The sequence below is a fragment of the Georgenia sp. SYP-B2076 genome, assembly GCF_003991205.1.
Taxonomy (GTDB): Bacteria; Actinomycetota; Actinomycetes; order Actinomycetales; family Actinomycetaceae; genus Georgenia.
This window is the reverse complement of sequence record NZ_RXOZ01000034.1, coordinates 136036-160610: the sequence shown is the minus strand read 5'-3', so window position 1 is coordinate 160610 and position 24575 is coordinate 136036. Positions and strand designations below refer to the sequence as shown.

General features: G+C 72.2%; 22 protein-coding genes. 10 read left to right on the top strand and 12 right to left on the bottom strand.

What is annotated here, in order from left to right; translation table 11 throughout:
- Nucleotides 1–194: 194 nt before the first annotated feature.
- From EJK16_RS16150 to EJK16_RS16130, 5 genes are all read left to right on the top strand, one after another.
- Nucleotides 195–1679, top strand: coding sequence for a sugar ABC transporter ATP-binding protein (locus EJK16_RS16150; RefSeq protein WP_205739812.1), 1485 nt, complete (start codon nt 195–197; stop codon nt 1677–1679).
- On the top strand, nt 1676–2782 hold the full coding sequence (locus EJK16_RS16145; RefSeq protein WP_127131155.1) for an ABC transporter permease: 1107 nt from the start codon (nt 1676–1678) through the stop codon (nt 2780–2782). Before EJK16_RS16150 ends, EJK16_RS16145 begins: the two co-directional genes overlap by 4 nt.
- Before the next feature lie 163 nt (nt 2783–2945).
- On the top strand, nt 2946–4004 hold the full coding sequence (locus tag EJK16_RS16140; RefSeq protein ID WP_127131153.1) for a substrate-binding domain-containing protein: 1059 nt from the start codon (nt 2946–2948) through the stop codon (nt 4002–4004).
- An 87-nt stretch (nt 4005–4091) separates the two neighbouring features.
- On the top strand, nt 4092–5399 hold the full coding sequence (locus tag EJK16_RS16135) for a Gfo/Idh/MocA family protein (RefSeq protein WP_205739804.1): 1308 nt from the start codon (nt 4092–4094) through the stop codon (nt 5397–5399).
- A gap of 10 nt (nt 5400–5409) precedes the next feature.
- Nucleotides 5410–6414 carry a sugar phosphate isomerase/epimerase gene (locus EJK16_RS16130; protein WP_127131151.1) on the top strand — a complete coding sequence of 335 codons (1005 nt, stop codon included), beginning with the start codon at nt 5410–5412 and terminating at the stop codon, nt 6412–6414.
- Nucleotides 6415–6596: 182 nt separating this feature from the next.
- Here EJK16_RS16130 and EJK16_RS16125 read toward each other — a convergent pair whose 3' ends face one another.
- From EJK16_RS16125 to EJK16_RS16100, 6 genes are read right to left on the bottom strand one after another with little or no spacing between them, the layout of a single operon-like run.
- Complete coding sequence (locus EJK16_RS16125) at nt 6597–7472, bottom strand: sugar phosphate isomerase/epimerase (RefSeq protein ID WP_127131149.1); 876 nt, start codon at nt 7470–7472, stop codon at nt 6597–6599.
- A 1-nt stretch (nt 7473) separates the two neighbouring features.
- Complete coding sequence (locus tag EJK16_RS16120) at nt 7474–8337, bottom strand: sugar phosphate isomerase/epimerase family protein (protein WP_127131147.1); 864 nt, start codon at nt 8335–8337, stop codon at nt 7474–7476.
- A gap of 53 nt (nt 8338–8390) precedes the next feature.
- Nucleotides 8391–9269: a carbohydrate ABC transporter permease gene (locus EJK16_RS16115; protein WP_127131145.1), complete on the bottom strand. Its 879-nt coding sequence runs from the start codon at nt 9267–9269 to the stop codon at nt 8391–8393.
- Between the two features lie 3 nt (nt 9270–9272).
- On the bottom strand, nt 9273–10211 hold the full coding sequence (locus EJK16_RS16110; RefSeq protein ID WP_127131143.1) for a carbohydrate ABC transporter permease: 939 nt from the start codon (nt 10209–10211) through the stop codon (nt 9273–9275).
- Between the two features lie 17 nt (nt 10212–10228).
- Complete coding sequence (locus EJK16_RS16105) at nt 10229–11602, bottom strand: extracellular solute-binding protein (protein WP_127131141.1); 1374 nt, start codon at nt 11600–11602, stop codon at nt 10229–10231.
- Nucleotides 11599–12657 carry a zinc-dependent alcohol dehydrogenase family protein gene (locus tag EJK16_RS16100; RefSeq protein ID WP_127131139.1) on the bottom strand — a complete coding sequence of 353 codons (1059 nt, stop codon included), beginning with the start codon at nt 12655–12657 and terminating at the stop codon, nt 11599–11601. The genes EJK16_RS16105 and EJK16_RS16100 overlap by 4 nt, the downstream gene beginning before the upstream one ends.
- Nucleotides 12658–13052: 395 nt before the next feature.
- Here EJK16_RS16100 and EJK16_RS16095 point away from each other — a divergent pair, with 395 nt between their 5' ends.
- Nucleotides 13053–14342: an ROK family protein gene (locus EJK16_RS16095; protein ID WP_127131137.1), complete on the top strand. Its 1290-nt coding sequence runs from the start codon at nt 13053–13055 to the stop codon at nt 14340–14342.
- Nucleotides 14343–14642: 300 nt separating this feature from the next.
- Here the strand turns inward: EJK16_RS16095 and EJK16_RS16090 are convergent, their stop codons facing one another.
- Together EJK16_RS16090 and EJK16_RS19690 are read right to left on the bottom strand one after the other, a co-directional pair.
- Nucleotides 14643–15464, bottom strand: a complete 822-nt coding sequence (locus EJK16_RS16090) for a PspA/IM30 family protein (protein WP_127131135.1) — start codon at nt 15462–15464, stop codon at nt 14643–14645.
- A 100-nt stretch (nt 15465–15564) separates the two neighbouring features.
- On the bottom strand, nt 15565–17580 hold the full coding sequence (locus tag EJK16_RS19690) for a TPM domain-containing protein (RefSeq protein ID WP_164737380.1): 2016 nt from the start codon (nt 17578–17580) through the stop codon (nt 15565–15567).
- Nucleotides 17581–17783: 203 nt separating this feature from the next.
- On the opposite strand from EJK16_RS19690, the gene EJK16_RS16075 reads away from it, so the two are divergent.
- From EJK16_RS16075 to EJK16_RS16065, 3 genes are all read left to right on the top strand, one after another.
- Nucleotides 17784–18572 carry a type 1 glutamine amidotransferase gene (locus EJK16_RS16075; RefSeq protein WP_127131133.1) on the top strand — a complete coding sequence of 263 codons (789 nt, stop codon included), beginning with the start codon at nt 17784–17786 and terminating at the stop codon, nt 18570–18572.
- A gap of 248 nt (nt 18573–18820) precedes the next feature.
- Entirely contained in the window at nt 18821–19123 is a 303-nt protein-coding gene (locus tag EJK16_RS16070) for a hypothetical protein (protein WP_127131131.1), read from the top strand.
- Between the two features lie 13 nt (nt 19124–19136).
- Nucleotides 19137–19682, top strand: coding sequence for a DUF559 domain-containing protein (locus EJK16_RS16065; RefSeq protein ID WP_164737379.1), 546 nt, complete (start codon nt 19137–19139; stop codon nt 19680–19682).
- 405 nt (nt 19683–20087) lie between these two features.
- Here the strand turns inward: EJK16_RS16065 and EJK16_RS16060 are convergent, their stop codons facing one another.
- The 3 genes from EJK16_RS16060 to EJK16_RS16050 all read right to left on the bottom strand — a co-directional run bounded on the left by EJK16_RS16060 (nt 20088) and on the right by EJK16_RS16050 (nt 22717).
- Nucleotides 20088–21731, bottom strand: a complete 1644-nt coding sequence (locus EJK16_RS16060) for a DNA repair helicase XPB (protein ID WP_127131127.1) — start codon at nt 21729–21731, stop codon at nt 20088–20090.
- Between the two features lie 165 nt (nt 21732–21896).
- Nucleotides 21897–22331 (bottom strand): HIT family protein, encoded by a 435-nt coding sequence (locus EJK16_RS16055; protein ID WP_127131125.1) that lies wholly within the window; start codon nt 22329–22331, stop codon nt 21897–21899.
- Nucleotides 22328–22717, bottom strand: coding sequence for a DUF2237 family protein (locus EJK16_RS16050; protein ID WP_127131123.1), 390 nt, complete (start codon nt 22715–22717; stop codon nt 22328–22330). The genes EJK16_RS16055 and EJK16_RS16050 overlap by 4 nt, the downstream gene beginning before the upstream one ends.
- Before the next feature lie 99 nt (nt 22718–22816).
- Between EJK16_RS16050 and EJK16_RS16045 the strand changes: the two genes are divergently transcribed.
- Nucleotides 22817–24025: a pyridoxal phosphate-dependent aminotransferase gene (locus EJK16_RS16045; protein ID WP_127131121.1), complete on the top strand. Its 1209-nt coding sequence runs from the start codon at nt 22817–22819 to the stop codon at nt 24023–24025.
- A 33-nt stretch (nt 24026–24058) separates the two neighbouring features.
- On the opposite strand, the gene EJK16_RS16040 is transcribed toward EJK16_RS16045, so the two are convergent.
- Complete coding sequence (locus EJK16_RS16040) at nt 24059–24541, bottom strand: DUF4262 domain-containing protein (RefSeq protein ID WP_127131119.1); 483 nt, start codon at nt 24539–24541, stop codon at nt 24059–24061.
- Nucleotides 24542–24575 lie beyond the last annotated feature (34 nt).

Here is a 24575-nt window from a genome sequence, read left to right as displayed (position 1 = left end):
AGGGCTCCACCGGCGCTTTTGACGTCGCGGGCGCCGGTGAGGTCGCGGGCGCCGGCGAGTCCGTGGGCGCCCGCGCGGTCGTGGACGGCGCTGGACGCGTCGCGGACGGCCCCGCCGACGGCGCTGGACGCGCCGCGAACGACACCGGCGGCCGCCGCAACGGCGACCGCACGGGAGACGCGTCGCTGCTGCAGATGCGCGGGATCGTCAAGACGTTCCCCGGCGCCCGCGCGCTCGACGGCGTCGACCTGGACATCCGCGCCGGGGAGGTGCACTGCCTGCTCGGCCAGAACGGCGCCGGGAAGTCCACGCTCATCAAGATCCTCTCCGGCGCGCACCAGCCCGACACCGGCCAGATCCGCTGGCGCGGGGAACCGGTGACCATCCCGACGCCCGTGGCGGCGCTGCACCTCGGCATCGCGACGATGTACCAGGAGCTCGACGTCGTCGACGGGCTCACCGTGGCGGAGAACATCTACCTCGGCCACGAGCTGGCCTCCGGCGGCCTGCTGCGCCGCCGGGACGCCCATGCGCGCACCCGCGAGCTGCTCGCCCGCCTCGGGCACACCGAGATCCCGCCGGGGCGTGAGGTCGGGCGGCTCTCCGCGGCCGGGAAGCAGATCGTCTCCATGGCACGGGCGCTGTCCCACGACGCGAAGGTCATCGTCATGGACGAGCCGTCCGCCGTGCTGGACCCCGAGGAGGTGGAGAACCTCTTCCGGGTGGTGCGCTCTCTCGCGGACGCCGGCGTGGCCGTCATCTACATCTCGCACCGGCTGGAGGAGATCCGCGAGATCGGTGACCGGATCACGGTCCTCAAGGACGGCCGCACCGTCGCCGCCGGGCTCGCGGTGGCCGACACCCCCACCAGGGAGCTGATCCGGCTCATGACCGGCCGCACCCTCGAGGGCGTCCTCGGCGGGGAGCGCCCGGACCTCGACGGCGCGCCGACCGTCCTCGAGGTGGAGAACCTCGGCCTCGCCGGTGTGTTCGCGAACGTGAGCTTCTCCGTGCGGGCCGGCGAGGTGGTCGGGCTCGCCGGCCTCGTGGGGGCCGGGCGTTCGGAGATCCTCGAGACGGTCTACGGCGCCCGGCGGGCGACGTCGGGCGGCGTGAAGGTGCGCGGGCACGGCCTGCGGCCGGGCTCGGTGCCCGACGCGGTGGCGAACGGGATCGGCCTGGCGCCCGAGGAGCGCAAGAGCCAGGGACTCCTGCTCGACGAGCCCGTCTACCGCAACATCACGCTCTCCTCCTTCGCGCGCTTCGCCCGCGGCGGCTTCCTCGACGAGGCGGCCGAGCGCTCCGCCGCCGAGGAGCAGATCCGCGCGCTGGAGGTGGCCCCGCGCGACGCCGACCGGCGCACCCGCACCCTCTCCGGCGGCAACCAGCAGAAGGCGATGCTGGCGCGGTGGCTGGTGCACGGCTGCTCCGTCCTGCTGCTGGACGAGCCCACGCGCGGCGTCGACGTCGGCGCCCGCGCCGAGATCTACGGGCTCGTCCGCGAGCTCGCACGCCGCGGCGCCGCCGTCGTGGTCGTCTCCAGCGAGATCGAGGAGGTCCTGGGCCTCGCCGACCAGGTCCTCGTCATCTCCGACGGCCGGGTGGTCCACCACGGCCCGGCCGACGAGATCGACGAGCACGGCGTGCTCGACCTCGTCATGGAAGGAGCTCCCTCATGACCGAGCAGAACACCGGGCCGCCCTCCGGCCTGCCGCCCGGCAACCGCGACTGGCTCCCGCCGGGCGCCGAGGTGGCGCCGGGAGCCACCGCATCCCCGGCCGGCGGGGCAGCGGGCGGCGCCGGCGCCACCCGCGGCGGCGCGAGGGGGCGCGGGCTCGGGCTCGGCCGCAACCTCGGCCTCGTCATCGCCCTGGTCCTGCTCTGCGTGGTCGGCGTGGTCACCGCCGGGGAGCGCTTCGCCAGCCTCGACAACGTCATGACGATCCTGCGCCTGGCCGCCGTCATCGGGGTGCTGAGCGTGGGCATGACCTTCGTGATTACCGGCGGCGGGATCGACCTGTCGATCGGCTCGGTCATGGGCCTGGCGACGGTGTGGGCCTCGACGCTGGCCACCCAGACCTACGCCGCCGAGGTCCACTGGCTCGTCATGGTGGTCACCGCGCTGATCGTGGGCACGGCGGCAGGGCTGGTCAACGGGGTGCTGATTGCGTACGGCAGGGTCGTGGCGTTCATCGCCACCCTCGCGATGATGGTCGCCGCCCGCGGCGTCGCCGAGATCATCTCCAACCGGCGCACGCAGATCGTCACCGTGCGACCATTCCTGGACTTTTTCCGCGCGGACCTGCTCGGCATCCCGGTGCTCGTCTGGATCTTCGTCGTGGTCGCCGTGGCGGGGTGGGTGCTGCTGGGCCGGACCACGTTCGGCCGGCGCACCGTGGCCGTGGGCGGCAACCCGGAGGCGGCCCGCCTGGCCGGGATCAAGGTCCAGCGCCACACCATGTACCTCTACGCCCTCGCGGGCCTGTCTGCCGGCATCGGCGCCGTCATGATGCTGGCCCGCACCACGGCCGGGTCCTCCACCAACGGCCAGCTCTACGAGCTCGACGCCATCGCCGCCGTCGTGGTCGGCGGGACGCTCCTCATCGGCGGCCGCGGCACCATCGTCGGCACCGTCTTCGGCGTCCTGATCTTCTCCACGCTCACCAACGTCTTCACGCAGAACAACCTGTCCATCTCCGCGCAGTCCGTCGCGAAGGGCGTGATCATCGTCGCCGCGGTGCTGCTCCAGCAGCGCTTCGCCACGCGCGCCCGCGCCACCTGACCCCGCCCCACCTGCTGTCCGCCGCCCAGCCCCAGCGCCGCCGTACCCCCGCACCGGCACCACCGGCACCACCGCCGTCCACCCCCGCACCGGCACCACCGGCACCACCGCCGTCCACCCCCGCACCGGCACCCGCCGGGGCGCCCGCTCAAGGAGGAGCGTCATGTCCGCACCCCAGTTCCGCCGTCGCCTCGTGGCCACCGCCGGGCTCGCCGCCGCGGCCGCCGTCGTGGTCGCCGGCTGCACCTCGAACGAACCCGCCGCGAGCCCCACCAGCAACGGCGGCGCCGCGGCCTCGGCGCCCGCCGGCGGCAACGACGAGACCGGCAAGACCGTCACCATCGGCTTCTCGGCACCGGCCGCCGACCACGGCTGGATGGGCGCCATCACCTCTGCGGCGCAGGCCGAGGCGGACAAGTACGGCGACGTCGACCTCCGGGTCGCCGAGGGCACCAACGACGTCAACCTCCAGATCAGCCAGATCGAGACGTTCATCAACGACAAGGTCGACGCCATCGTGCTCCTGCCCTTCGACGGCGCGGCGCTGACCGAGGTGGCCACCAAGGCCATGGACGCCGGCATCACCGTGGTCAACGTCGACCGCGAGTTCACCAGCCCCTTCGCCGCCCGCACCACCGTGCTCGGCGACAACTACGGCATGGGCGTGAGCGCCGGCACCTACATCTGCGACCGGCTGAAGGACAAGCCCGACGCCGTCGTCGCCGAGATCGCCGGCATCGACAACCTGCCGCTGACCCAGGACCGCAGCAAGGGCTTCGCCGACGCGCTGTCCGACTGCGGGCTCGACGTCTCCAACCGGGTCGCCGCGGACTTCACCGTCCAGGGCGGCGAGTCCGCCGCGGCGAACCTGCTCCAGGCCGCGCCGAAGATCGACGCGATCTGGAACCACGACGACGACCAGGGCGTGGGCGTCCTGGCCGCCATCGAGAACGCCGGGCGGGACGAGTTCTTCATGGTCGGCGGCGCCGGCTCGGCCAACATGATGCGCGAGATCCAGTCCGGTGACTCCGTCGTCGAGGCCACGGTCATCTACCCGGCCACCCAGGCGGCCGACGGCATCCGGCTGGCCCGCCTGCTGGTCCAGGGCAAGGCGCTGGGCGACCTGGTCGAGGTCGAGGTCCCGCGCAAGGTCCAGCTGTACGCGCCCGTCGTGACCAAGGACAACGTCGACACGTACCTGCCGGCGGCCTTCGAGTCCTGACCCGGGCCAGACGGCGCGCCGCGGCCCCGCGGGCCGGGCCCGCGCCTGCCGGCCGGCCCGCCGGAACAACGAACGAGGAGTGGTCCGATGAGCGAGGAACGACGCAGGCTCGGGGTGGCGATGATCGGGTACGCCTTCATGGGGCGCGCCCACTCCCAGGCGTGGCGGGTGGCCCCCCGCTTCTTCGACCTGCCCATGACGCCGGAGATGACCGTCCTGGTCGGGCGGGACGGCGCCCGGGCGGCGGCGGCCGCGGCCCGGCTGGGCTGGGCCGACGCCGAGACCGACTGGCGCCGGGTCCTCGAGCGCGACGACGTCGGCCTGGTGGACATCTGCTCACCCGGCAGCACGCACGCCGAGATCGCCGTCGCCGCGCTGGAGGCCGGCAAGCACGTGCTTGTCGAGAAGCCCATGGCCAACACCCTCGCCGAGGCGGAGGCGATGGCCGCGGCGGCCCGGGCGGCGGCGCCGTCGGGCGTCCGCGCCATGGTGGGCTTCAGCTACCGCCGGGTGCCGGCGGTGGCGCTGGCCCGGCAGCTGGTCGCCGACGGGCGCCTCGGCACGATCCGCCAGGTCCGCGCCCAGTACCTGCAGGACTGGCTCGCGGACCCCGACGCCCCGCTCTCCTGGCGCCTCGACAAGGAGCAGGCGGGCTCGGGGGCGCTGGGGGACATCGGCGCCCACATCGTCGACCTCGCGCAGTTCATCACCGGGCAGCGGGTGGTGGGTGTCTCCGCGATGCTCGACACCTTCGTCCACGAGCGGCCGGTGGCCGAGAGCTCCGACGGCCTGCACGGCACCGCCGGCACCGAGCGGGGGCCCGTCACCGTCGACGACGCCGCCTCATTCCTCGCCCGGCTCAGCGGCGGCGCCCCGGCCGTCTTCGAGGCCACCCGGTTCGCGTGGGGTCGCAAGAACGCCATGCGGATCGAGGTGACCGGCTCACTGGGCGCCGTCGCGTTCGACTTCGAGGACATGAACGTCCTGCAGTACTTCGACGCCGTGGACGAGGACCTGACGGCCGGCTTCCGGCGCATCGTCGTCACCGAGCCGGTCCACCCCTATGTCGGGGCGTGGTGGCCCGCCGGCCACGGCCTCGGGTACGAGCACGCCTTCACGCACCAGGTGGTCGACCTCGTGGGGGCGCTCGCCGCGGGGGAGCAGCCCACGCCGTCCTTCGAGGACGGGCTGGCCGTGCAGCGGGTCCTCGACGCCGTCGAACGCTCCGCCGCCGCGTCCAGCGTGTTCACCCAGGTCCGTGCGGACGACGACGCGGGCACCCCCGCGGGGTCCACCGCCGCCCGGGCCGCCGCCGGGAGTGTCAGTGGATCGGCGACCGCCGGTGGAACCGCCGTCGGGTCCGGCGACGCAGCCGAACCCGACCTCACCCAATGAGGAGACAGCCATGGCACGACCCGTCACGTTGTTCACCGGTCAGTGGGCGGACCTGCCACTGGAGGAGGTGGCCCGGCTGGCCTCCGGGTGGGGCTACGACGGGCTCGAGATCGCCTGCTGGGGCGACCACCTGGACCCCTGGCGGGGCGCGGAGGACGACGACTACATCCAGGGCAAGCTGGACCTGCTCGACCGCCACGGCCTGAAGGTCTACGCGATCTCGAACCACCTCAAGGGCCAGGCGGTGTGCGACGACCCGATCGACGCGCGCCACCGCGACATGCTCCCGGACGTGGTGTGGGGCGACGGCGACCCCGAGGGGGTCCGCCGGCGCGCCGCGGAGGAGATGAAGCTGACCGCGCGCACCGCGGCGAGGCTCGGCGTCAAGACGGTTGTCGGGTTCACCGGCTCGTCGATCTGGAAGTACGTGGCGATGTTCCCGCCGGTGAAGGCGGAGTGGATCGACGCCGGCTACCAGGACTTCGCCGACCGGTGGAACCCGATCCTCGACGTCTTCGACGAGGTGGGCGTGCGTTTCGCCCACGAGGTCCACCCCTCCGAGATCGCCTACGACTACTGGACCACGGTGCGCACGCTCGAGGCCATCGGGCACCGCGAGGCCTTCGGCCTGAACTGGGACCCCAGCCACTTCGTGTGGCAGGACCTCGACACGGTCGGCTTCATGTGGGACTTCAAGGACCGGATCTACCACGTGGACTGCAAGGACGCGAAGCGCCGCGTGGGCAACGGGCGCAACGGGCGCCTCGGCTCCCACCTGCCCTGGGGGGACCCCCGCCGCGGCTGGGACTTCGTCTCCACCGGGCGCGGGGACGTGCCCTGGGAGGACTCCTTCCGCATGCTCAACACCATCGACTACGACGGCCCGATCTCCGTGGAGTGGGAGGACGCCGGGATGGACCGGCTGGTCGGCGCCCCGGAGGCGCTGGCGTTCATCCGGCGGATGGCGTTCGAGCAGCCGACGTCGGCCTTCGACGCCGCGTTCAGCGCCCGCTGAACGGACCGCGCAGCCTCTTCCCCCACCTCGCCGAGAGGTCAAGTACTCGCAGCGTGAGGAGACGGTCTCTCGTGGCGAGTACTTGACCTCTCGGCGGCAAGGGAGGGGAGGCGATCATGCGTCCGGCGGCGCCGCGCCGGCCGCGTGCGACGGCGGCGGTCGGGGGCCGAACCCGTTCCCCCTCAGGAGCCGCCGGCGCGAAGCAGGGGCTGCAGGAACGTCACCGAGTCCTCGGCCAGAGCGTCCATGGACTCCGCGACCGGTCGCCACAGGGACACGGCGCGCGCAATCTCCTTGACCGTGGGGAGGAACGACTCCACCACGACGCTGCCGGCGTAGTCGATGTCCCGGAGCGCCCGGACCACGCCGTCCCAGTCGGTGTGTCCCGAGCCGGGGGTGCCCCGGTCGTTCTCGGAGGCCTGGAAGTGGAAGACGTGCGGGGCCGCCGCTCGGATGGCGTCGGGAAGGTGCCGCTCCTCGATGTTCATGTGAAACGTGTCGAGCATGAGGCCCACGTTGTCCCGACCGATGTCGCGGCAGAGCCGCACCCCCTGCTCCACCGTGTTGACCAGGTCCGTCTCGAAGCGATTCAGCGGTTCGATCGCGAGGCCGACCCCCGACCCACGGGCGAGCCCGCCGACCTCCCGCAGGCTCTCGACCGCACGGTCCCACTGCGCCCGGCGCTCCGCCGGTTCCAGCATGCGCGCCTGCCCGGTCGTGGCATACATCGGGCCGCTCACCCATGGGCTGCCCACCTCGGCGGCGAAGTCGACGCACTGGCGGAGGTAGTCCAGGCCGCCCCGGCGGCGCGCCGGGTCGTCGCTGGAGACGTCCCGGTCCGGCCCGAAGGCCCCGCAGACCAGCACGCCCAGGCCCTGGTCGGCCGCGGCCCGCTGGACCGTGCGGGCGGTGAGGACGGCGGGGTCCTCGATGCAGACCTCGACCTGGTCGTACCCGAAGCCCCGGACCTTCTCGAACAGGCCGACGTCCGTGTCGGAGAAGGGCGAGGCGAGGACGAAGGTGCTCAGTCCGAGCGGGATGGTGCGTTCCGCGCCCATCTCATGCCCTCCCGGCCAGCTCGCGGCGCGTACGGACCTGGTCCTCGACGGCGCGCAGGTACCGGATCGCGCGCTCGGTGTAGCGGTCGAAGAACTCCTCGTGGCGCCCGGAGGCGAACGGGTCCGCCATGGCGGGAAGGAGCTCGAAGGCCACGTACTTGTCGTAGCCGATGTCCAGCAGCGCCTCGAGGATGGGCTCGAAGTCGATGTGCGCGCCGCCCGGGGCGGTCCGGTCGGCGTCGGCGAGGTGGACGTGCTGCAGGACGCCCTCGCTCGCGCGGAACGCGTCGGGGATCGAGACCTCCTCGATGTTCATGTGGAAGGTGTCGCCCTGCACGCCGCCGTTGGTCAGCTCGGTCTCCTTCCACAGCCGGCGTGCCTGCTCGAGGCGGTTCACGAAGTAGGTCTCGTAGCGGTTCCAGGCCTCGAGGGAGAAGCTGACGCCACGCCCCGCGGCGTACTCGCCCACGGTGCGGATGCTCTCGACGGCCCACTTCCACTCCTCGGCGGGGTCGGCGAGCGGCTGCGTCTTGCCGTTGGCGGTGGGATGGAGCACGACGGTGGGGCACTCCATGGTCGCGGCGAAGTCGACGAGGTCCTTGACGTACCGGATCGCGGCCCGGCGCGAGTCGGGGTCGGGGTGGACGAGGTCACGATCGGCGGTGTAGATGGAGCAGATGCTGCTCACGCCGATGCCCGCGCCCTTCGTCAGCCTGGCGACCTGCTTGGCGTCGATCCTGCTGGGCTCGCCGACGATCTCGATCGCGTCGTAGCCGAACCGTGCCACGCGGTCCACGGACGTCGCCGTGTCCTCCTCGTAGTAGACCAGTGAGTTGTAGGAGTAACGGAACCGGTCGTCGGCCATGGCTTCCTCGCGGGTGGGTGTTGCGGGGGTGGATGTGTGCGGGGGTGGCGGCGTCATTTCACAGCGCCGAAGCTGAGCCCGCGGACCAGGTACTTCTGCGCGGCGAGCGCGGCGAGCCACACGGGGACGGCGACGACGACGCCGGCCGCCATGATGCGCACCCAGTCGGTGCCGACAGGGGTGGTGAACTCGGTCAGCGCGACGGTGGCGGTGCGGGTGTTCGCGCCGGAGAGGATGTTCGCGAAGAGGAACTCGTTCCAGGAGAAGACGAAGCTGAGCAGCAACGTTGATGCGACACCCGGCATCGCCAGGGGAAGCACGATGCGCAGGAACCCGCCCAGGGGGCCCAGGCCGTCGATGTGGGCCGCCTCCTCGATCTCCTTGGGCACGTCGGCGTAGAAGCCCTGGAGCAGCCACACCGCCAGGGGCAGGTTCATGAAGGTGTGCAGGATGATGATCGACGTCAGGGTCCCGGTGAGGCCGACCGCCCGCATCATGAGGAACAGCGGGATGATCGTGACCACGGGCGGCACGATGCGCAGCGAGATGATCCAGGTCCTGACGTGCTTGTCCCCCCGGAACGGGAACCGGGCCAGCGGGTAGGCGATCCCGGAACCGAGCATCACGGCGAACAACGACGACAGGACCGAGACCTGGATGCTGTTGATGACCGCGTAGCCGAACGCGCTGCCGGCGAGGACCCCGCGGAAGTTCTCCAGCGTGGGGGTGAAGATCAGCACCGGATGCGCGGCGAACGCCTGGTTCCCCGTCTTGAACGCCGTCGCGACCATCCAGTAGATCGGGGCGACGAAGAAGAAGGTCGCCGCGACGGCGATCACCATGCGCACCGCGGTGGAGCGCGACCGCTTGCGGCGCGCCCGGGCTGCCGGCGCTGGTGTGGTGGCGGCGGTGACGGTCGGGGCGGTGGTCATGGCTCAGGCTCCGGACTCGTGATTGACGATGCGGCGGATCATGGCGCTGACGCAGACGAGAACGATGATGAGCAGCAGCCACGAGAAGGCCGCCGCGTAGGACAGGTTGAACGAGCGGAACCCGACGTCGTAGATCTGCCACGACATCGTCGAGGTCGCGTCCACCGGGCCGCCGCGGGTGGTCATGAAGATCACGTCGTACACCCGGAACGTGTCGATGAGGCGCAGGGCCAGGCCGACGAGTATCGGGTAGCGCAGGAGCGGGAAGAACTGGTGCCAGACGATGCGCGGCCAGGAGGCGCCGTCGAGCTTGGAGGCCTCGATGACCTCCTCGGGCAGACCCTGCATGCCCGCCAGGAAGATGAGGAACAGGAACGGCGTCCACTGCCACACGTCGATCGCGATGATCGTGGGCAGGGCGAGGGAGGTGCTGCCGAGGAAGTCGACGTGAGGGATGCCCACGGCCCCGAGAATCTGGTTCACGATGCCGAACGACGGGTCGAGGGTGAACTTGGCCAGGAGGCCCATGACGACCGGGGCGCACAGCATCGGCAGCAGGATCAGGCCGCGCATGAGCTTCTCGCCCGGCAGGCCGCGGAAGAACACCAGGGCGAGCCCGAAGGCGAGCACGAACTCGAGCGCCACCGAGCACACGACGAAGACGGCGGTGACCTGCAGGGCGTGCCAGAAGGAGGCGTCGGTGAGCAGGGACGCGTAGTTCCGCAGCCCGACGAAGGGCCGGTTCGTGGGGTCCTGCAGGTTCCACCGGAACAACGAGATGTAGATCGAGTAGAGCGCGGGATAGATGGACAGGGCGGCGAGGACGACGAGGCCGGGGATCATGGCCCAGCGCGGCCCGAGGCGGCCCCGGGGGCGTTGCGCCCGGGCCGCCGGCGTCGTGGTGGACGCCGGCGCGCGAAGGCTCACGGAGGTGTCGGACATGGTGGGCTTCCTCGCCGTCACTGCTGGAGGATCTGGGCGACGCCCTGGTCGGCGGTCTTCAGGCCGTCCTGGACCGAGACCTGGCCCGTGGAGATGGCGCTGAGCTGGGTGCTCAGGGTCGTCTCCCACTGCTCCTCCAGCGGGAAGAACGGGCGCGGCTGAGCGGTCTTCATGGCCTCGAGGACCACGGGCAGGCGACGGAAGCGGAGCACGTCGGAGTTCGGGAGCTTCTGCTCCGTCAGCTGCGGGTCCTGGTAGCTGGACTGCCGGACCGGGTCCCCGCCACCGTGGTCGGCCTGGTACACGTCGTTCTTCTTGGTCTCGAGCCACGCGACGAACTTCTTCGCCGCGTCGGCGTGCTTGGAGTACTTCGAGACCGTGATGGTCCACTCCGCCAGGTGGGAGCTGCTGGTCCCCGTCGGGCCCGTCGGGATGGTGGTGAACTCCCAGTCGCCCACGGTCTTGGAGGACTTCGCGTCGTCAACGGCGAACGCGCCCCAGGACCACTGGATCGCCGTCGCGATGGTGCCCTGCTGTGCGGCCGCGGTGACGTTGTCGTAGGTGAACTGGTTGGCGCCCTCCGGCATGAACTTCATCATGTCGGCCCAGCGCTGGGTGGCGGCGATGCCTTCGGGGGTGGACAACGTGGACTGGGTGAAGTCCTTGTTGAACGGCTGGCACTGGTACGTGTAGCAGAAGCTGAGCCAGGTGTGCACGTTTCCGAAGCCCTTCGCGGCCTGCGCCGCCCAGCCGGACAGCTTCGTGCCCTTGAAGGTGCGGCCGTTGAAGAACTGGACCTGCTGCTGCCAGTCGTCCATCGTCGCAGGCGGTGTCAGCTGCTTGCCGGTGGCGGCCTGGTAGTCGGCCTGCGTCTGAGGGTCGTTGTAGAGGTCGGCGCGGTACCACAGCAGGGCGGGGTGAATGGTCTGCGGGACACCGAGCAGCTGTCCGTCCCACGTCCCGACCTGCAGCGCGAGGGGAAGGAAGTCCGCCTTGTCCTCGGCGGTCAGGACGTCGTCGAGCGGCACGAGGTGACCCGCCCGACCGAACTCGGGTATCCAGTTGTAGTCGACGTTGAATATGTCGAAGCTGGAGTCACCGGCGGCGAAGAGCGTGGCCATCTTCTCGTGGATGGCATCGCGGCCGATCAGCTGGACGTCCACCTTGACGCCGGTCTCCTTCTCGTACTGCGGGGCGAGGTCGTTCTTGACGATGGTGCCCCAGTCGGCCGGCAGGAAGATGGCGTGGAGCGTGCCCTTCCCGCCGGAGTTCTGGTCCCCGCCGCCACCGCCGCCGGCCGCGCAGCCGGCCAGTGCGAGGGATCCGGCGAGGAGCGAGGCCGTCGCGGCGGCCAGCCGACGGCGCAGCGAGGGGCGGGAGGTGCGGGTCATGACGGGCTTCCCTTCGCGGGTGTGACCTGGATGTGGACCTTGACGGTGGAGCGGTCGTGCTCGAGCGCCCGGATGGCGTCGGCCGCCTCGCTCAGCGGTCGGAGCGAGTCGACGATGAGGGAGGGGTCGAAGCGTCCGCCGGCGAGCAGCGCGATGGCCCGGGGCCAGGTGTCGTACGTGCCGGCGTAGGAGCCGACGAGCGTGAGCTCCTTGGAGTAGACGTCGAAGGGCCGCAGGGACATCTGGGCGTCCTGCGGGGCCGCGCCGTAGGCGAGGATCTTCCCGCCGCGGCGTACGGCCGAGACCGCGGTCTCGTAGGTGGGGATGCTGCCCACCGCCTCGATGACGACGTCGGGGCCGATGTCTTCCGTGAGCTCGGCGAGCGTCTCGGTGAGGGATGCGGCGAACGGGTCGATGACGTGGTCGGCGCCCAGGCGCGTGGCACGTTCGCGCCGTGCCGGGTCGGGCTCGGAGACGATGACCTCGGAGGCGCCCTGCAGCCGGGAGAGCGTGGTGTGGGCGAGGCCCATCGGGCCGCCGCCGATGATGAGGACCCGGTCACCCGAGCGGATGCCGATGCGGTCCTGCCCGTGGACGGCGCATGCGAGAGGCTCGACGTAGGCCGCCTGGTCGAGCGAGACGGTCCCGGGCAGCTTGTGGAGGTTGCTCGCCGGTGCGAGGACGTACTCGGCGAGGCCCCCCGCGGTGTGCACGCCCAGCTGCGCGACCCGTTTGCAGAACAGCTTCTGCCCGCGTGTGCAGAAGTAGCAGTGTCCGCAGGAGGTGTTGATGTCGACGACGACGGGGTCGCCGATCTCGATGTCACGCACCTGGTTCCCCAGCGCCGCGACGGTGCCGGAGAACTCGTGCCCGAGGGTCAGCGGGAGATTCGGTGCCGGGAAGTTGCCCTTCGCGATGTGCAGGTCCGTGCCGCAGATGCCGCACCGATGGACCCTGACGAGAACTTCCGCAGGGCCGGGATCCGGCACAGGCACCTCGTCCACGCGCAGGTCGCCCGGGGCGTGCAACCGGATGGCCGTCATCATCTCAACCATGGTTTTCCTTGCGTCAGCGGGGGGATGTACGGGTGTGGTGCCCGGAACCCGTAGCTGGGGAGCGTGGGGTCGCCGGTGCGGCGACTTCGGCGCGCGAGCCGTGCCGGGCAGGGGCGAGAACGGCGTCGGCGAGAGCGGCGGCGCGCGGGCCGTCGGAGAAGGTGGGCGGGCCGCTTGGTGGGTGACCGGCCGGCATGGCCGGCGCGTGGACCGCAGCCATGGAGCCGGCGAGGGTGCTGGAGCGCAACCGGGGACTCATCTCGACCTCACACCGTTGGGGGGATCGGAGGCCACTTATGTGCAACACGACAGACGTTACGTCTACCGCGTACAGAAGGTCAACACCTAGGATGAGGCCGAATCGGAGGGACGCCTATACCCCGGGAGGGATGACCATGGCGGTACTGGCACCGGCGGTGGTCCCGGAGAAGCTCAACACGTTGACGGCGGTCCTCGACCTGATCCGCGACGGCCGTGCCAGCACGCGGCCGGGAGTTGCACGGCTGTCAGGCCTCGGGCGGACGGCCACGACGCAGCGACTCACCCAGCTGATCGAGGCCCGACTCATCGAGGAGGGCCCCCTGGGTGCCTCCACGGGGGGCCGGGCCCCGCGCGAGCTGCGGTTCCGGTCACACGCGGGCAATCTCCTCGTCGCGGAGCTGGGGGCGACCACACTCAACATCGGTCTCAGTGATCTCGAGGGGCGACTGCTCGCTCAGCGTCAGGAACAGATCGACGTCTCGGACGGGCCCGACGCCACGCTCGCCCACGTCGAGGGGGTGTTCGACGACATGATCGCCGCACGGCCGTCGGACGCACCGCCCGTCTGGGGCATCGGCATCGGCCTTCCCGGACCGGTCGAGTTCGCCACCGGACGTCCTGTCGCGCCGCCGATCATGCCCGGGTGGGACGGTTACGCGGTGCGTGACAGGCTTGCCGCCCGCTACGACGTGCCGGTGTGGGTGGACAACGACGTCAACCTCATGGCCCTCGGCGAGTTCCGCGGCGGGCTCGCCGACTCCGAGCGTGACATCGTCTTCCTGAAGGTCGGCACCGGCATCGGCGCGGGTCTGATCTCCGGTGGCAGGTTGCACCGTGGGGCGCAGGGCAGCGCCGGCGACGTGGGGCACGTCGCCATGACGGACGACGCCTCGGTCATCTGCCGCTGCGGCAACGTGGGCTGCCTCGAGGCCCTCGCTGGCGGGTTCGCGCTCGTCCGGGATGCGACCGCGGCGGCGCACGAGGGGCGCAGCCCGATCCTGGCGCGGCTGGCGCAGCCCGGCGGACGTCTCTCGGTCGCGGACGTCGCCGTCGCCGCGGAGCACGGTGATCCGGTGAGCGTCGAGCTCCTGACCCGTGCCGGCCAGCAGATCGGCCGGATGCTCGCGGCACTGGTGAACTTCTTCAACCCCTCGCTGATCATCGTCGGGGGGGCTGTCACGGGAGGTACCGCGGGAGACCTCGTCCTCGCCGCCATCCGGCAGACGATCTACGGGCGCTCGTTGCCCCTCGCCACGCGCGAGCTACGCATCGCCCACTCGCCCTTGAGCAACAACGCAGGGCTCACGGGGGCGGCGTTCATGGCGATCGACGAGCTGTTCGAGCCGGAATGCCTGGCACGCTGGATCGACGCGGGCGCGCCCACCGGTCGCCCGGACGTCGTCCTGAGCGGTGTCCTGGAGTAGCGCGGCTCTACGCGAGGGGCCGGCAGGCACGCCGGTGGCGCCGGCGCCCCGCAGGGCCGGCCACGCGCTCGCGCGGACGGTGGCTCCTCGAGCGAGCGCGGCGTCGTGTTCGATCCCGCCACCCCATTGCGCCCGGCGCGTGGACGCCCGCTGGACGCGCCCGGCCAGGGCTCGGCTCACACGTCCCGCATTGCCCGCCACGCGTTCCCGCACGACGAAGGCCCTGCCGCACTCTCCTGATACGGAGAGTGCGGCAGGGCCTCCTCGGTGCCGGGACTGGGGCGGTGCTGGGGCCGAGGCTCAGTACCGCGTCTTGTCCTCCTCCGCCGCGAGGTTCGCCGACCCCTCGTCGGTGCCCACGGCGGCATCCTCGTCCGCGCCGACCGAGGCGCCGATCTGCTGCGGGGCCGCGCCGCCCTTCAGCGCCGCGAGCCGCGCCTCGACCTCGGCGTCCTTGCCGTAGTCCTCGAGCTCGGCGAACTGCGCCTCGAGCGTGGCGCCCTGGAGCTCGGCGTGACCGGCCACGCGGGCCTCCTCGCGGCGCACCTGCTCCTCGTAGCGGGCGATCTCGCTCGTGGGGTCCATGACGTTGATGGAGGCGATGGCGCCCTGCACCCTGCCCTGCGCGTCGGCCATCTTGGCGCGGGCGACGAGCTGGTCCCGTCGGCCCTTGAGGTCGTCGAGCTTGCCCCGCATCTGCTGCAGGCCGACCTTGAGCTTCTCGACGACCTCGTTCTGGGACGCGATCATCGGCTCGGCGGCCCGGGCCTCGTTCTCGGCGCTGATCTGCTTGCCGATGGCGATCTTGGCGAGGTTGTCGAAGCGGGCGGCCTCGCCCGCGTCGCCGGCGCCGCGCAGCTGCTCCGCCTTCGAGGAGGCGGCGAGCGCCTTCTGGCCCCAGTCGCGGGCGTCGGAGATGTCGGCGGCGTGGTCCTGCTCGGCCAGGCGCAGGTTACCGATGGTGACCGCCACGGCGTCCTCCGCCTCGGCGATCGAGGAGGTGTAGTCGCGCACGAGCTGGTCCAGCATCTTCTGCGGGTCCTCGGCGCGGTCCAGGATCGAGTTGATGTTGGCCTTGGTGAGCTGGGCGATGCGGCCCAGGATGCTCTGCTTCTCTGCCATGGTGATGCCCTTCTTGGTTGGGTCTCGCGAAGATGTCGGTGCTGCCGGCGGGGCGCGCCGGAGCGGCCCCTGCGGGGAGGGGCCCGGGTGGCCGCGCGGCTCAGAAGCCGCCCCCGCCGCCGTCGAAGCCGCCGCCCCCGCCGCCGAAGCCGCCACCGCCACCACCGAAGCCGCCCCCGCCGCCGAAGCCGCCGCCGCCGAAGCCGCCGCCCCAGCCGCCGCCGTGACCGCCGCCGCCGAGGAGGATGCCGCCGAGGATGAGGGACCCGACGTCGAGGCCGCCGCGCCGCCCGCCGCCGTACCCGCCGCCGCCGAAGCCGCCTCCGAAGCCGCCGTCGAACCGGTCGGCGTCGCGCTCGGCGAGCTGCTGGGCGTCCATGGCCATCTGCTCGCCCTGCGCCACCTTCTGCAGGGCCACGAACGGCTGGGTGTTGGCGAGGGCGTTGGCCTCGCTCGCCAGGCGGCTGGCCTCCGACAGCCGCGTGCGGGCCTCGGTGCCGACGGTGCCGCGCCGGGTGGCGATGTAGTCGGAGACGGCGCGGATCTGGGAGTTGAGCCGGCCGAGCCGGTCGTAGAGCTGGGCGGCGGCGCGGCGGTTGTTCTCGTCGTCCTCGCGGGCGCCGGCGAGGGCGGCGTCGATCGCGGTCTCGGCCGCCGTGAGGCGCTGGATGGCGGCCAGCGGGTCCCCGCCCTGCCGGGCCTGGTACCCCTGCGCGATGGCCGCCTCGGCCTCCTGCCGGCGGGCCACCACGTTGGGGTCGCGGGGCGCGAGGCGGTTGGCGTCACGCACGTCCGCGGTGATGGACGCGATGGCCGCGTCGAGCCTGCTGCCCGCCTCCGCGAGGGCCGCGCCGGCGCCGTGGACGTTGTTCAGGAGGGTGTCCGCCTGGGCGATGGCCTCCTCGGCCACCCGCGCGTGCGTGACTGCGGTGGCGCGGTCCTGCTGCGCGACCTTCGCGCGTCCCTCCTCGACGGACTGGCGGGCCGAGGCGAGCAGGGCCTTGGCCTGGTCGGGGTTCTGGGAGATCGAGGCGAGCGCGGCCGCCGGATACCTGTTGGCGAGCTGCGCGAGCTCGATGCGCGCGTCCTCCACCTGACGGGCCACCTCCCCGGCACGCTGCTCGAGCTCGTCGAGGACCTGCGGGGCGCGGGCCTGCATGTTGCGCAGCTTGGTGAACTGCTCGGCCTGCGCGCTCAAGGTCTTCTCGATCTCTCCGGTGAGCTGGAGGATCTCCGCGTACATCTGACGCTGCTGCGGCTCGGTCTCCGGGATGTCGTCGTCGAGCTCCTGGCGCACGGTGAAGGCCCGCTGGGCCTTCGTCTTGGCCTCGGCGAGGGCGCGGGTGAAGGCGTCGGTGGCCTGGAGGCCGAACTGGGCCTTGGCGAAGCCGAGCTCCGCCTCGGAGGAGCGGACGGCGTCGTCCGCGGCGACGAGGGCGGCGCCGGCGCGCTTGGCGAGCTGGTCGGTCGGCAGGTTCAGAGGGTGGTTCGGCGGCAGGGCGCGAGCCGGTTCGGTCCGCTCCCCGGTCGTCCGCTTGCGCCGGAAGATCAGGAATGCGCCGACGGCGATGATCGCGATCAGCCCGACGACGAGCACCGTCCCGAAGCCGCCGCCTCCGCCGCCGCCGGTGCCGTTCCCGCCCTGGGCGAGGTCCCCGACACCCTGGGCGAAGGTGGTCGCGGCGCCGGCCCAGTCGCCCTGCCTGAGCTTGGGTGTGACGTCGGAGTCGATGAAGCCCTGCAGCTCTTCCTTGCCGATCGGGGAGTCGCTGTGGCGGGCGAAGCCATAGGAGCTGACGTCCACCCCCACCGCGAGGAGGACGTTGTTGGGGCCGAGGTTGGACTTCGTGGCCGTGTCCTGGGCCCACTGCGTCGAGGTCTCGCCGCCGAAGTCCTTGACGAAGGTGACGTAGACGAGCTGCCCGGTGTCCGCCTGGACCTGCTCGATGACCTGCTGCACCTGGTCGGCGTCCCCGCCGAGGACCCCGGCCGAGTCCGTGACCTGGCTCGTGAGCTGCTGGGGCGGCTCGGCGGCGGCCGGCCCGGCCACCGCGACGGCGGGCAGGGCGACGAGGGCCGCGACGGCCAGGGACCGGACGACAGCGAGGAGTCTCACACCGTGATCCTCTCTGGCGCGGGAGGACGGCGCAACGGCGAAACGGCACGTTCGCCGAGGGTGGATAACGGGAACCTCCCAGGTCAGCGCGTTCTGGCTGCGCCGGGGCCGAGGGTGAGCCGCCACCGGGCGCCGCGGCGGCTCTGATCGACGGGTGTCGACCGTCTCTGTCTCGCGGCGACAAGGTGCTTTACCGTATCCGCATGAACCAGACGACGACCGGCCACATGCCGATCCTGACGGTCCTCCAGCACGACACGGACGTCCCCCTCGACCGCTTTTCGGACTGGCTCGCCGGGGTCGAGCTCCGCGTGATCCGCGCCTGGGAGGGCGACGCCGTCCCCGCCGTCGACGAGGTCGGGGACGGCCTGCTCGTGCTCGGCGGGGCGATGAACGCCTACGACGACGCCAGGGCCCCCTGGCTGCCCGCGACGCGACGGCTCCTGGCCGACGCCGTCGCGCGCGCCGTGCCCGTGCTCGGTATCTGCCTCGGGCACCAGCTGCTGGCCGTGGCGCTCGGCGGCCGTGTCGAGGTCGCGGCGCCCCCCGGGCGTGAGGCCGGGATGGCGCCCATCACCTGGCGCCCGGACGCCGGTCAAGACCCGGTGCTCGGGGCGGCAGTGCACGCCGGCGAGGCGGCCGTCCGCGCCGACGGGGCGTCGGCCGCGTCCGCGGTGCGCCAGCCGAGCATGCACGCCGACGCCGTCGTCGACCTCCCGCCGGGCGCGGTGTGGCTCGCCCACTCGGACATGTACCCGTTCCAGGCCATGCGGGTCGGCTCGGCCGTGGGTGTGCAGTTCCACCCGGAGGCCTCGCCCGAGCTCCTGGGCCGGTGGGCCGAGCAGGACGGCGACGACGCGGCCACGATCGTCGCCGACGCCCGGGCCCGCGAGGCCGAGACGGCGCCGGTGAGCCGGGCCATCGCCCAGGCCTTCGCCGCGCAGGTGCGCGAGTATGCGCAGGCCGGCGGGACGTCGGCGCTGGCGGCCTAGCGCCGGTTGCCGCTTGGCCCCGTTGGACGAAGCGGCGGCTGTACTCGGGTTTGCCCCACGAGCGGTGCAGATGGGGTCAGTGAGGCGCCGCTGGGCGCCCAGAACGTCACTCCAGCACCACTCGTGGGGCGATCGTGCCGTGGCCTGGTCGCCAACGCCCAGATCCACAGTGCGCGATGTGGCCAGCGGGCTCACAGGTGCGCCGGAGCCCTCCGGTACACGGACCACACCCGCGCCATCGTCGTTGGATGGAGATCTACGACGAGCTGAAGCAACTCGGGGGTATGGCCAAGCGCGCCGACCTCAGCCGCACGGCGGCGCAGCGGCGGCAGCTGGCTGAGGCGGTGCACACCGGGCTGGTGCGCTACCAAGGGAACGGGTGGTTCGCACTTGCCGACGCGGATCCTTCCATCGGCCCGTCGGCTCAACGCAACGATCACCTGCGTGAGCGTGAGGGCCTTCTACGGCTTGGTGTGGCTGCACCGGCCTTCCGAGGTGCACCCAGCGGTTCCGCAAGACCGCGGCGGGCGACGCATGCCGTCTCGTCTTGAGGCAGGGGTCGTCGTGCATCGGGAGCCTGCCTGGACACGGCCCGCGAACCCGGTGCTACCGCTCGCCCCCATCGCGGATGCCCTCGCCCGAGTGCTGCGGTGCCAGCCGCCCGAGCAGGCGATCGTGATGGTCGACTCGGCGTTGAACCGCCGTCTCGTCACGGCCGAGGAGCTCGACCGGGCGCTGGTGGGCCCAGGAAGCGTCGAGGCGCGTTCCACGCTCGGCCGGTGCAGCGGGAGGAGCCGATCCGCGACCGAGACCCGCGCGAGGCTCGTGCTCCGCGGTGCCGGGTTCACGGTTCGCGCAGGAGTGGTGATCGACGGGGTAGGCGAGGTCGACCTGCTCGTCGAGGACTGCGTGGTCGTCGAGTGCGACGGGTTCTCGTATCACTCGGGGAGGCGGGAGTACCGCGAGGACCGCAGGCGCGACCGGGAGCTGGTCGCGCTCGGGTACGTCGTGCTCCGTTTCACCTGGGAGGACATCACGGGTGACTGCGGTCGGCTGGTCGACGCGGTTGCTCGGGCGCTCGCCCAGGTGCGCAACGCTCGCCGTGCGTGAGCAGCCTGTGTCCGCAACGCTCGCCCTGCCTGAACGCACCCGCGCCCGCCCGGCCGCACCTGAGGGAGCGCGCCCGGCCCCGGCCGCACTCACCTGAGCGAGCGCGCCCGCCCTCACCTGAGCGAGCGCGCCCGCCCTCACCTGAGCGAGCGCGCCCGCACCGCTCGTCCGAAGGGGCGCTGATGGCTGTCGATGCGCGCGTCATCGGTCATTGCCCCATGAATGGTGCACGTGAGGCGATCCAGGAGCTGGAATGCGCCTCCATCGTTGACTCCAGCACCGGTCATGGGGCAACTGGCGTGCCCGGGCGGGGCCGGGCGCCCCCGGTGCTCCGGCATGACTGGCGGCCAGGGTGACCGGTGACTTGGTTGTCCGGTCACGCCAAGGGCGGCGCGGCAGTCGGCCTCAGGCGGCGGCGAGGTCCTCGGCGTCGATGATCGTGTACGCGTAGCCCTGCTCGGCGAGGAACCGCTGGCGGTGCGCGGCGAACTCCTGGTCGACGGTGTCCCGGGCGATGACGGCGTAGAAGTGCGCGGTCTTGCCGTCGGCCTTGGGCCGCATCAGCCGGCCCAGCCGCTGCGCCTCCTCCTGCCGTGACCCGAAGGACCCGGAGACCTGCACCGCCACCGACGCCTCGGGCAGGTCGATGGAGAAGTTCGCGACCTTGGAGACCACGAGGACCTGGATCTCCCCGGAGCGGAAGGCGTCGAAGAGGCGCTGCCGCTCCGTCACCGTCGTCTTCCCGGTGATCAGCGGGGCGTCCAGGTCCTCGGCGAGCTCCTCGAGCTGGTCGAGGTACTGGCCGATCACCAGCGTCTGCTCGCCCGCGTGCCTGGCGAGGATCTGCTCGACCACGCGCACCTTGCCCGGGGCGCTCGAGGCGAGGCGGTAGCGATCCTCGGGCTCGGCGGTGGCGTAGACCATGCGGTCGTGGTCGGGCATCGTCAGGCGCACCTCGACGCACTCGGCCGGGGCGATGTAGCCCTGGGCCTCGATGTCCTTCCACGGCGCGTCGTAGCGCTTCGGGCCGATGAGGGAGAAGACCTCGTCCTCGCGCCCGTCCTCCCGCACCAGCGTGGCGGTCAGGCCGAGGCGGCGGCGCGCCTGCAGGTCCGCCGTCATGCGGAAGATCGGGGCGGGCAGGAGGTGGACCTCGTCGTAGAGGATCAGTCCCCAGTCGTGGGCGTCGAGGAGCTCGAGGTGCGTGTAGACGCCCTTCCGCTTGGTGGTGAGCACCTGGTAGGTCGCGATGGTGACGGGCCGGACCTCCTTGCGGGAGCCGGAGTACTCCCCGATCTCGTCCGCGGTCAGGGTGGTGCGCCTCAGGAGCTCCTCGCGCCACTGGCGGGCCGAGACCGTGTTCGTGACCAGGATCAGGGTGGTGGTCTGCGACTTGGCCATGGCGCCGGCGCCCACGATGGTCTTGCCGGCGCCGCAGGGCAGGACGACGACGCCGGAGCCGCCGAACCAGAACGTGTCCACCGCCTCCTGCTGGTAGGGGCGCAGGTGCCAGCCGGTCTCCTCCAGCGCGATCGGGTGTGCCTCGCCGTCGACGTAGCCCGCCAGGTCCTCCGCGGGCCAGCCGAGCTTGAGGAGGACCTGCTTGAGGTGGCCGCGCTCGGAGGGATGGATGATCACGTCCTCGGCGTCGACGCGCTCGCCGAGCAGGCCCTTGACCCGCTTGGAGCGCAGGACCTCCTCGAGCACCGGCTTGTCCAGGGCGTGCAGCACCAGGCCGTGCGTGGGGTGCTTGATCAGCTGGAGGCGCCCGTAGCGGTCCATCGTCTCGGCGATGTCAATGAGCAGGGCGTGGGGGACCGGGTAGCGGGAGTACTCGATGAGCGCGGCCACCACCTGCTCGGCGTCGTGCCCCGCGGCGCGCGCGTTCCACAGCCCCAGCGGCGTCAGGCGGTAGGTGTGCACGTGCTCCGGGGCGCGCTCGAGCTCGGCGAAGGGCGCGATCGCCCGGCGCGCCTCCGTGGCGCGCGGGTGGTCGACCTCGAGCAGGAGCGACTTGTCGGACTGGACGATCAGGGGGCCGTCGGGCATCTGGCCATTGTCCACGCTGGACCGGGCGGGGCGCGTGCGAACCTGGTCACAGACGCCCGCGGCTCGTCCGCGCCGACGCGGCCGCGGCACCGAGCACCGTGCGGTACCCGCCCGACGGCGCGCGTCACGCGTCGGGGGCCTGTCGCACCCGCCCGGGGGCGCGCCTCAACCGCCGGGCGAGAGCGCCGCCCGCAGCCGCTCGGCGTACCCGTGCGCCTCGGCGTCGTCCGCGTACTTCGTGCGGGGCCAGAAGAAGCCGCGCAGCCCGTCGCCCTTCGTGCGCGGGACCACGTGGACGTGCAGGTGCGGCACGCTCTGGCTGACGACGTTGTTGGTCGCCACGAACGACCCCTGGGCGCCGAGGCCCTCGGTCATCGCCGTGGCCAAGCGTTGGGCGGCGCCCAGGTAGGGCGCCAGCAGCGGCGCGGGCAGGTCGGGCAGGGTCTCGACGTGGTCGCGGGGGACGAGCAGGGTGTGGCCCTTGAACACCGGCCGGGCGTCGAGGAAGGCCATCGTCTCCGCGGTCTCGAGCACGACGTGCGCCGGGATCTCCCCGCGGACGATCCGGCAGAACGTGCAGGACGCGGCCGCGCTGTTCATCCGAGCGACCCTGCGTCGTCGGGGACGTCGACGGCGTGCTGCTGAAGGAGCTCCAGGGGGACGGCCTCCAACGCCCGCTCGTGGGTCGAGGCGAGCACGACCGGCGCGGCGCAGCCGTCGTCGTAGGCCTGCAACCACCGCACGGCGACCACGCACCAGCGGTCCCCGGGCCGCAGCCCCGGGAACCGCCACTCGGGCCGCGGCGTCACCAGGTCATTGCCGACCTTCTGCTGGTGCTGGAGGAACTCCGCGGTCATGACCGCGCAGACGCTGTGGTTGCCGAGGTCCGACTCGTCCGCGCTGCACCGCCCGGTCCGGTAGTAGCCCGTGACCGGGTCCATCCCGCACTCGGTCAGCTCTGAGCCGAGGACGTTGCGTTCCGCCATGGACCGATCATGGCAGCCCGGCGCCGGTGCGGCGTGGCAGTCGCGCAGCGCGTCGACCATGGTGTGGGAGCCTGTCGGCATCGAGGAACGGGAGCCGCGATGAGTCCCCTGAAGGTCGCCGGGCGCGCGTCGGTGCCGCCCTTCCAGGTGATGACCATCCTGGACCGCGTGGCGCAGCTGCGCGGCGCCGGCCGTGACGTCATCTCCCTGTGCGCGGGCGAGCCCTCCGGCGGGGCGCCCGACGACGTCCACCGCCTCGCTGCCGACGCGCACGGCGCGCGCCTCGACCTCGGGTACACCAGCGCGCTGGGCACCCGGGACCTGCGTGAGGCCGTCGCCGGGCACTACCGGCGCTGGTACGACCTCGACGTCGCGGCGGAGCAGGTCGCGATCACCACGGGGTCCTCGGGCGCCTTCGTCCTGGCCTTCCTCGCGGCCTTCGACCCCGGGGACCGGGTGGCCCTCGCCCGCCCCGGCTACCCGGCGTACCGGAACATCCTCGCGGCCCTGGGCTGCGAGGTCGTCGAGATGGCCTGCGGGCCGGACGACCGTTTCCAGCCCACGCCCGACGCCCTGGACGCCGCCGTCGCTGCGCACGGGCCCCTCGCCGGGCTCATCCTCGCCTCGCCCGCGAACCCAACCGGCACGATGGTCACCCGCGACGAGCTCGCCGCGCTGAGCGACTGGTGCGCGGACAACGGCGTGCGGCTGGTCAGCGACGAGATCTACCACGGCATCACCTACCCGGCGGACCCCGCCGCCGCGGACGCGCGCGGCGTGTGCGCGTGGGAGCTGGACCGCGGCGCCGTCGTCATCTCCTCCTTCTCCAAGTACTGGGGCATGACGGGGTGGCGGCTCGGGTGGGCGCTGATGCCCGCCGACCTCGCGGCCGCCATCGACGCGCTGGCCGGGAACGTGGCGCTGTGCCCGCCCGCGCCGGCACAGCTGGCGGCCGTCGGCGCGTTCACGCCCGAGTCCTACGCCCAGGCCGACGACCGCGTCGCGGGCTTCGCCCGGACGCGCTCGGTGCTGCTTGGCCAGCTCGACCGCCTCGGGTGGGGACCGGTCGCGCCCGCGGACGGCGCGTTCTACCTCTACGCCGACCTGGGCGCGCGCCTGGGCCCGTTCGCCGACTCCGCGCACTGGTGCCGCTCCCTGCTCGAGGACGCCGGCGTCGCCGTCGTGCCCGGCGGGGATTTCGACGCCGTCAACGGTGGCCGCTTCGTACGGCTCTCCTTCGCCGCCGGTGCCGACGCCGTCGCGGAGGCCGTCGAACGGATCCTCGCGTTCCAGTCCGACCACGCGTGACAACCGCACCATCGCGCCGGGCCCGGCGTCCGGTCACACCGGCGACGGCCGGGGCCGCCCGAAGACCTGCTGCACCTTGAGCCCGCCGTGCCAGGCTCGGTCCCACGGCCACTGCCCGTCGTGGTTGCTCCACACCACCTGCAGCGCGGGCACGATCTTGGCCCCGCCCAGACCGTAGACCTCCTGGGCGATCGTGAGCCGGCGTGGATCGTTCACCCGCAGCAGCGAGTACCGGTGTGGACTGAAGCTCATGATGACGTCCCCGGCGCTGTACCGGTGCCCGTCTTCCACATGCCTCGCGAGCTCGTCCAGCTCCTTGCTGGCATGCTCGGCGGTCAGGCCGCTCATCACCAGCTCGGGATGATCGTGGAAACGGGTCAGCCCCACGGTGTACGACAGGGGTGGACGGGCACGGTCACCCTCGACCGTCACGATCGTCCACCCGTCGTTCCTGATCTTCTCGACGTACAGCTCCAGCACCTGCTCCCGGGTCCAGCCCTGGCACATCAGGCACATGACCTCTTCCCTCCGTCGGCGTCATCATCGACAC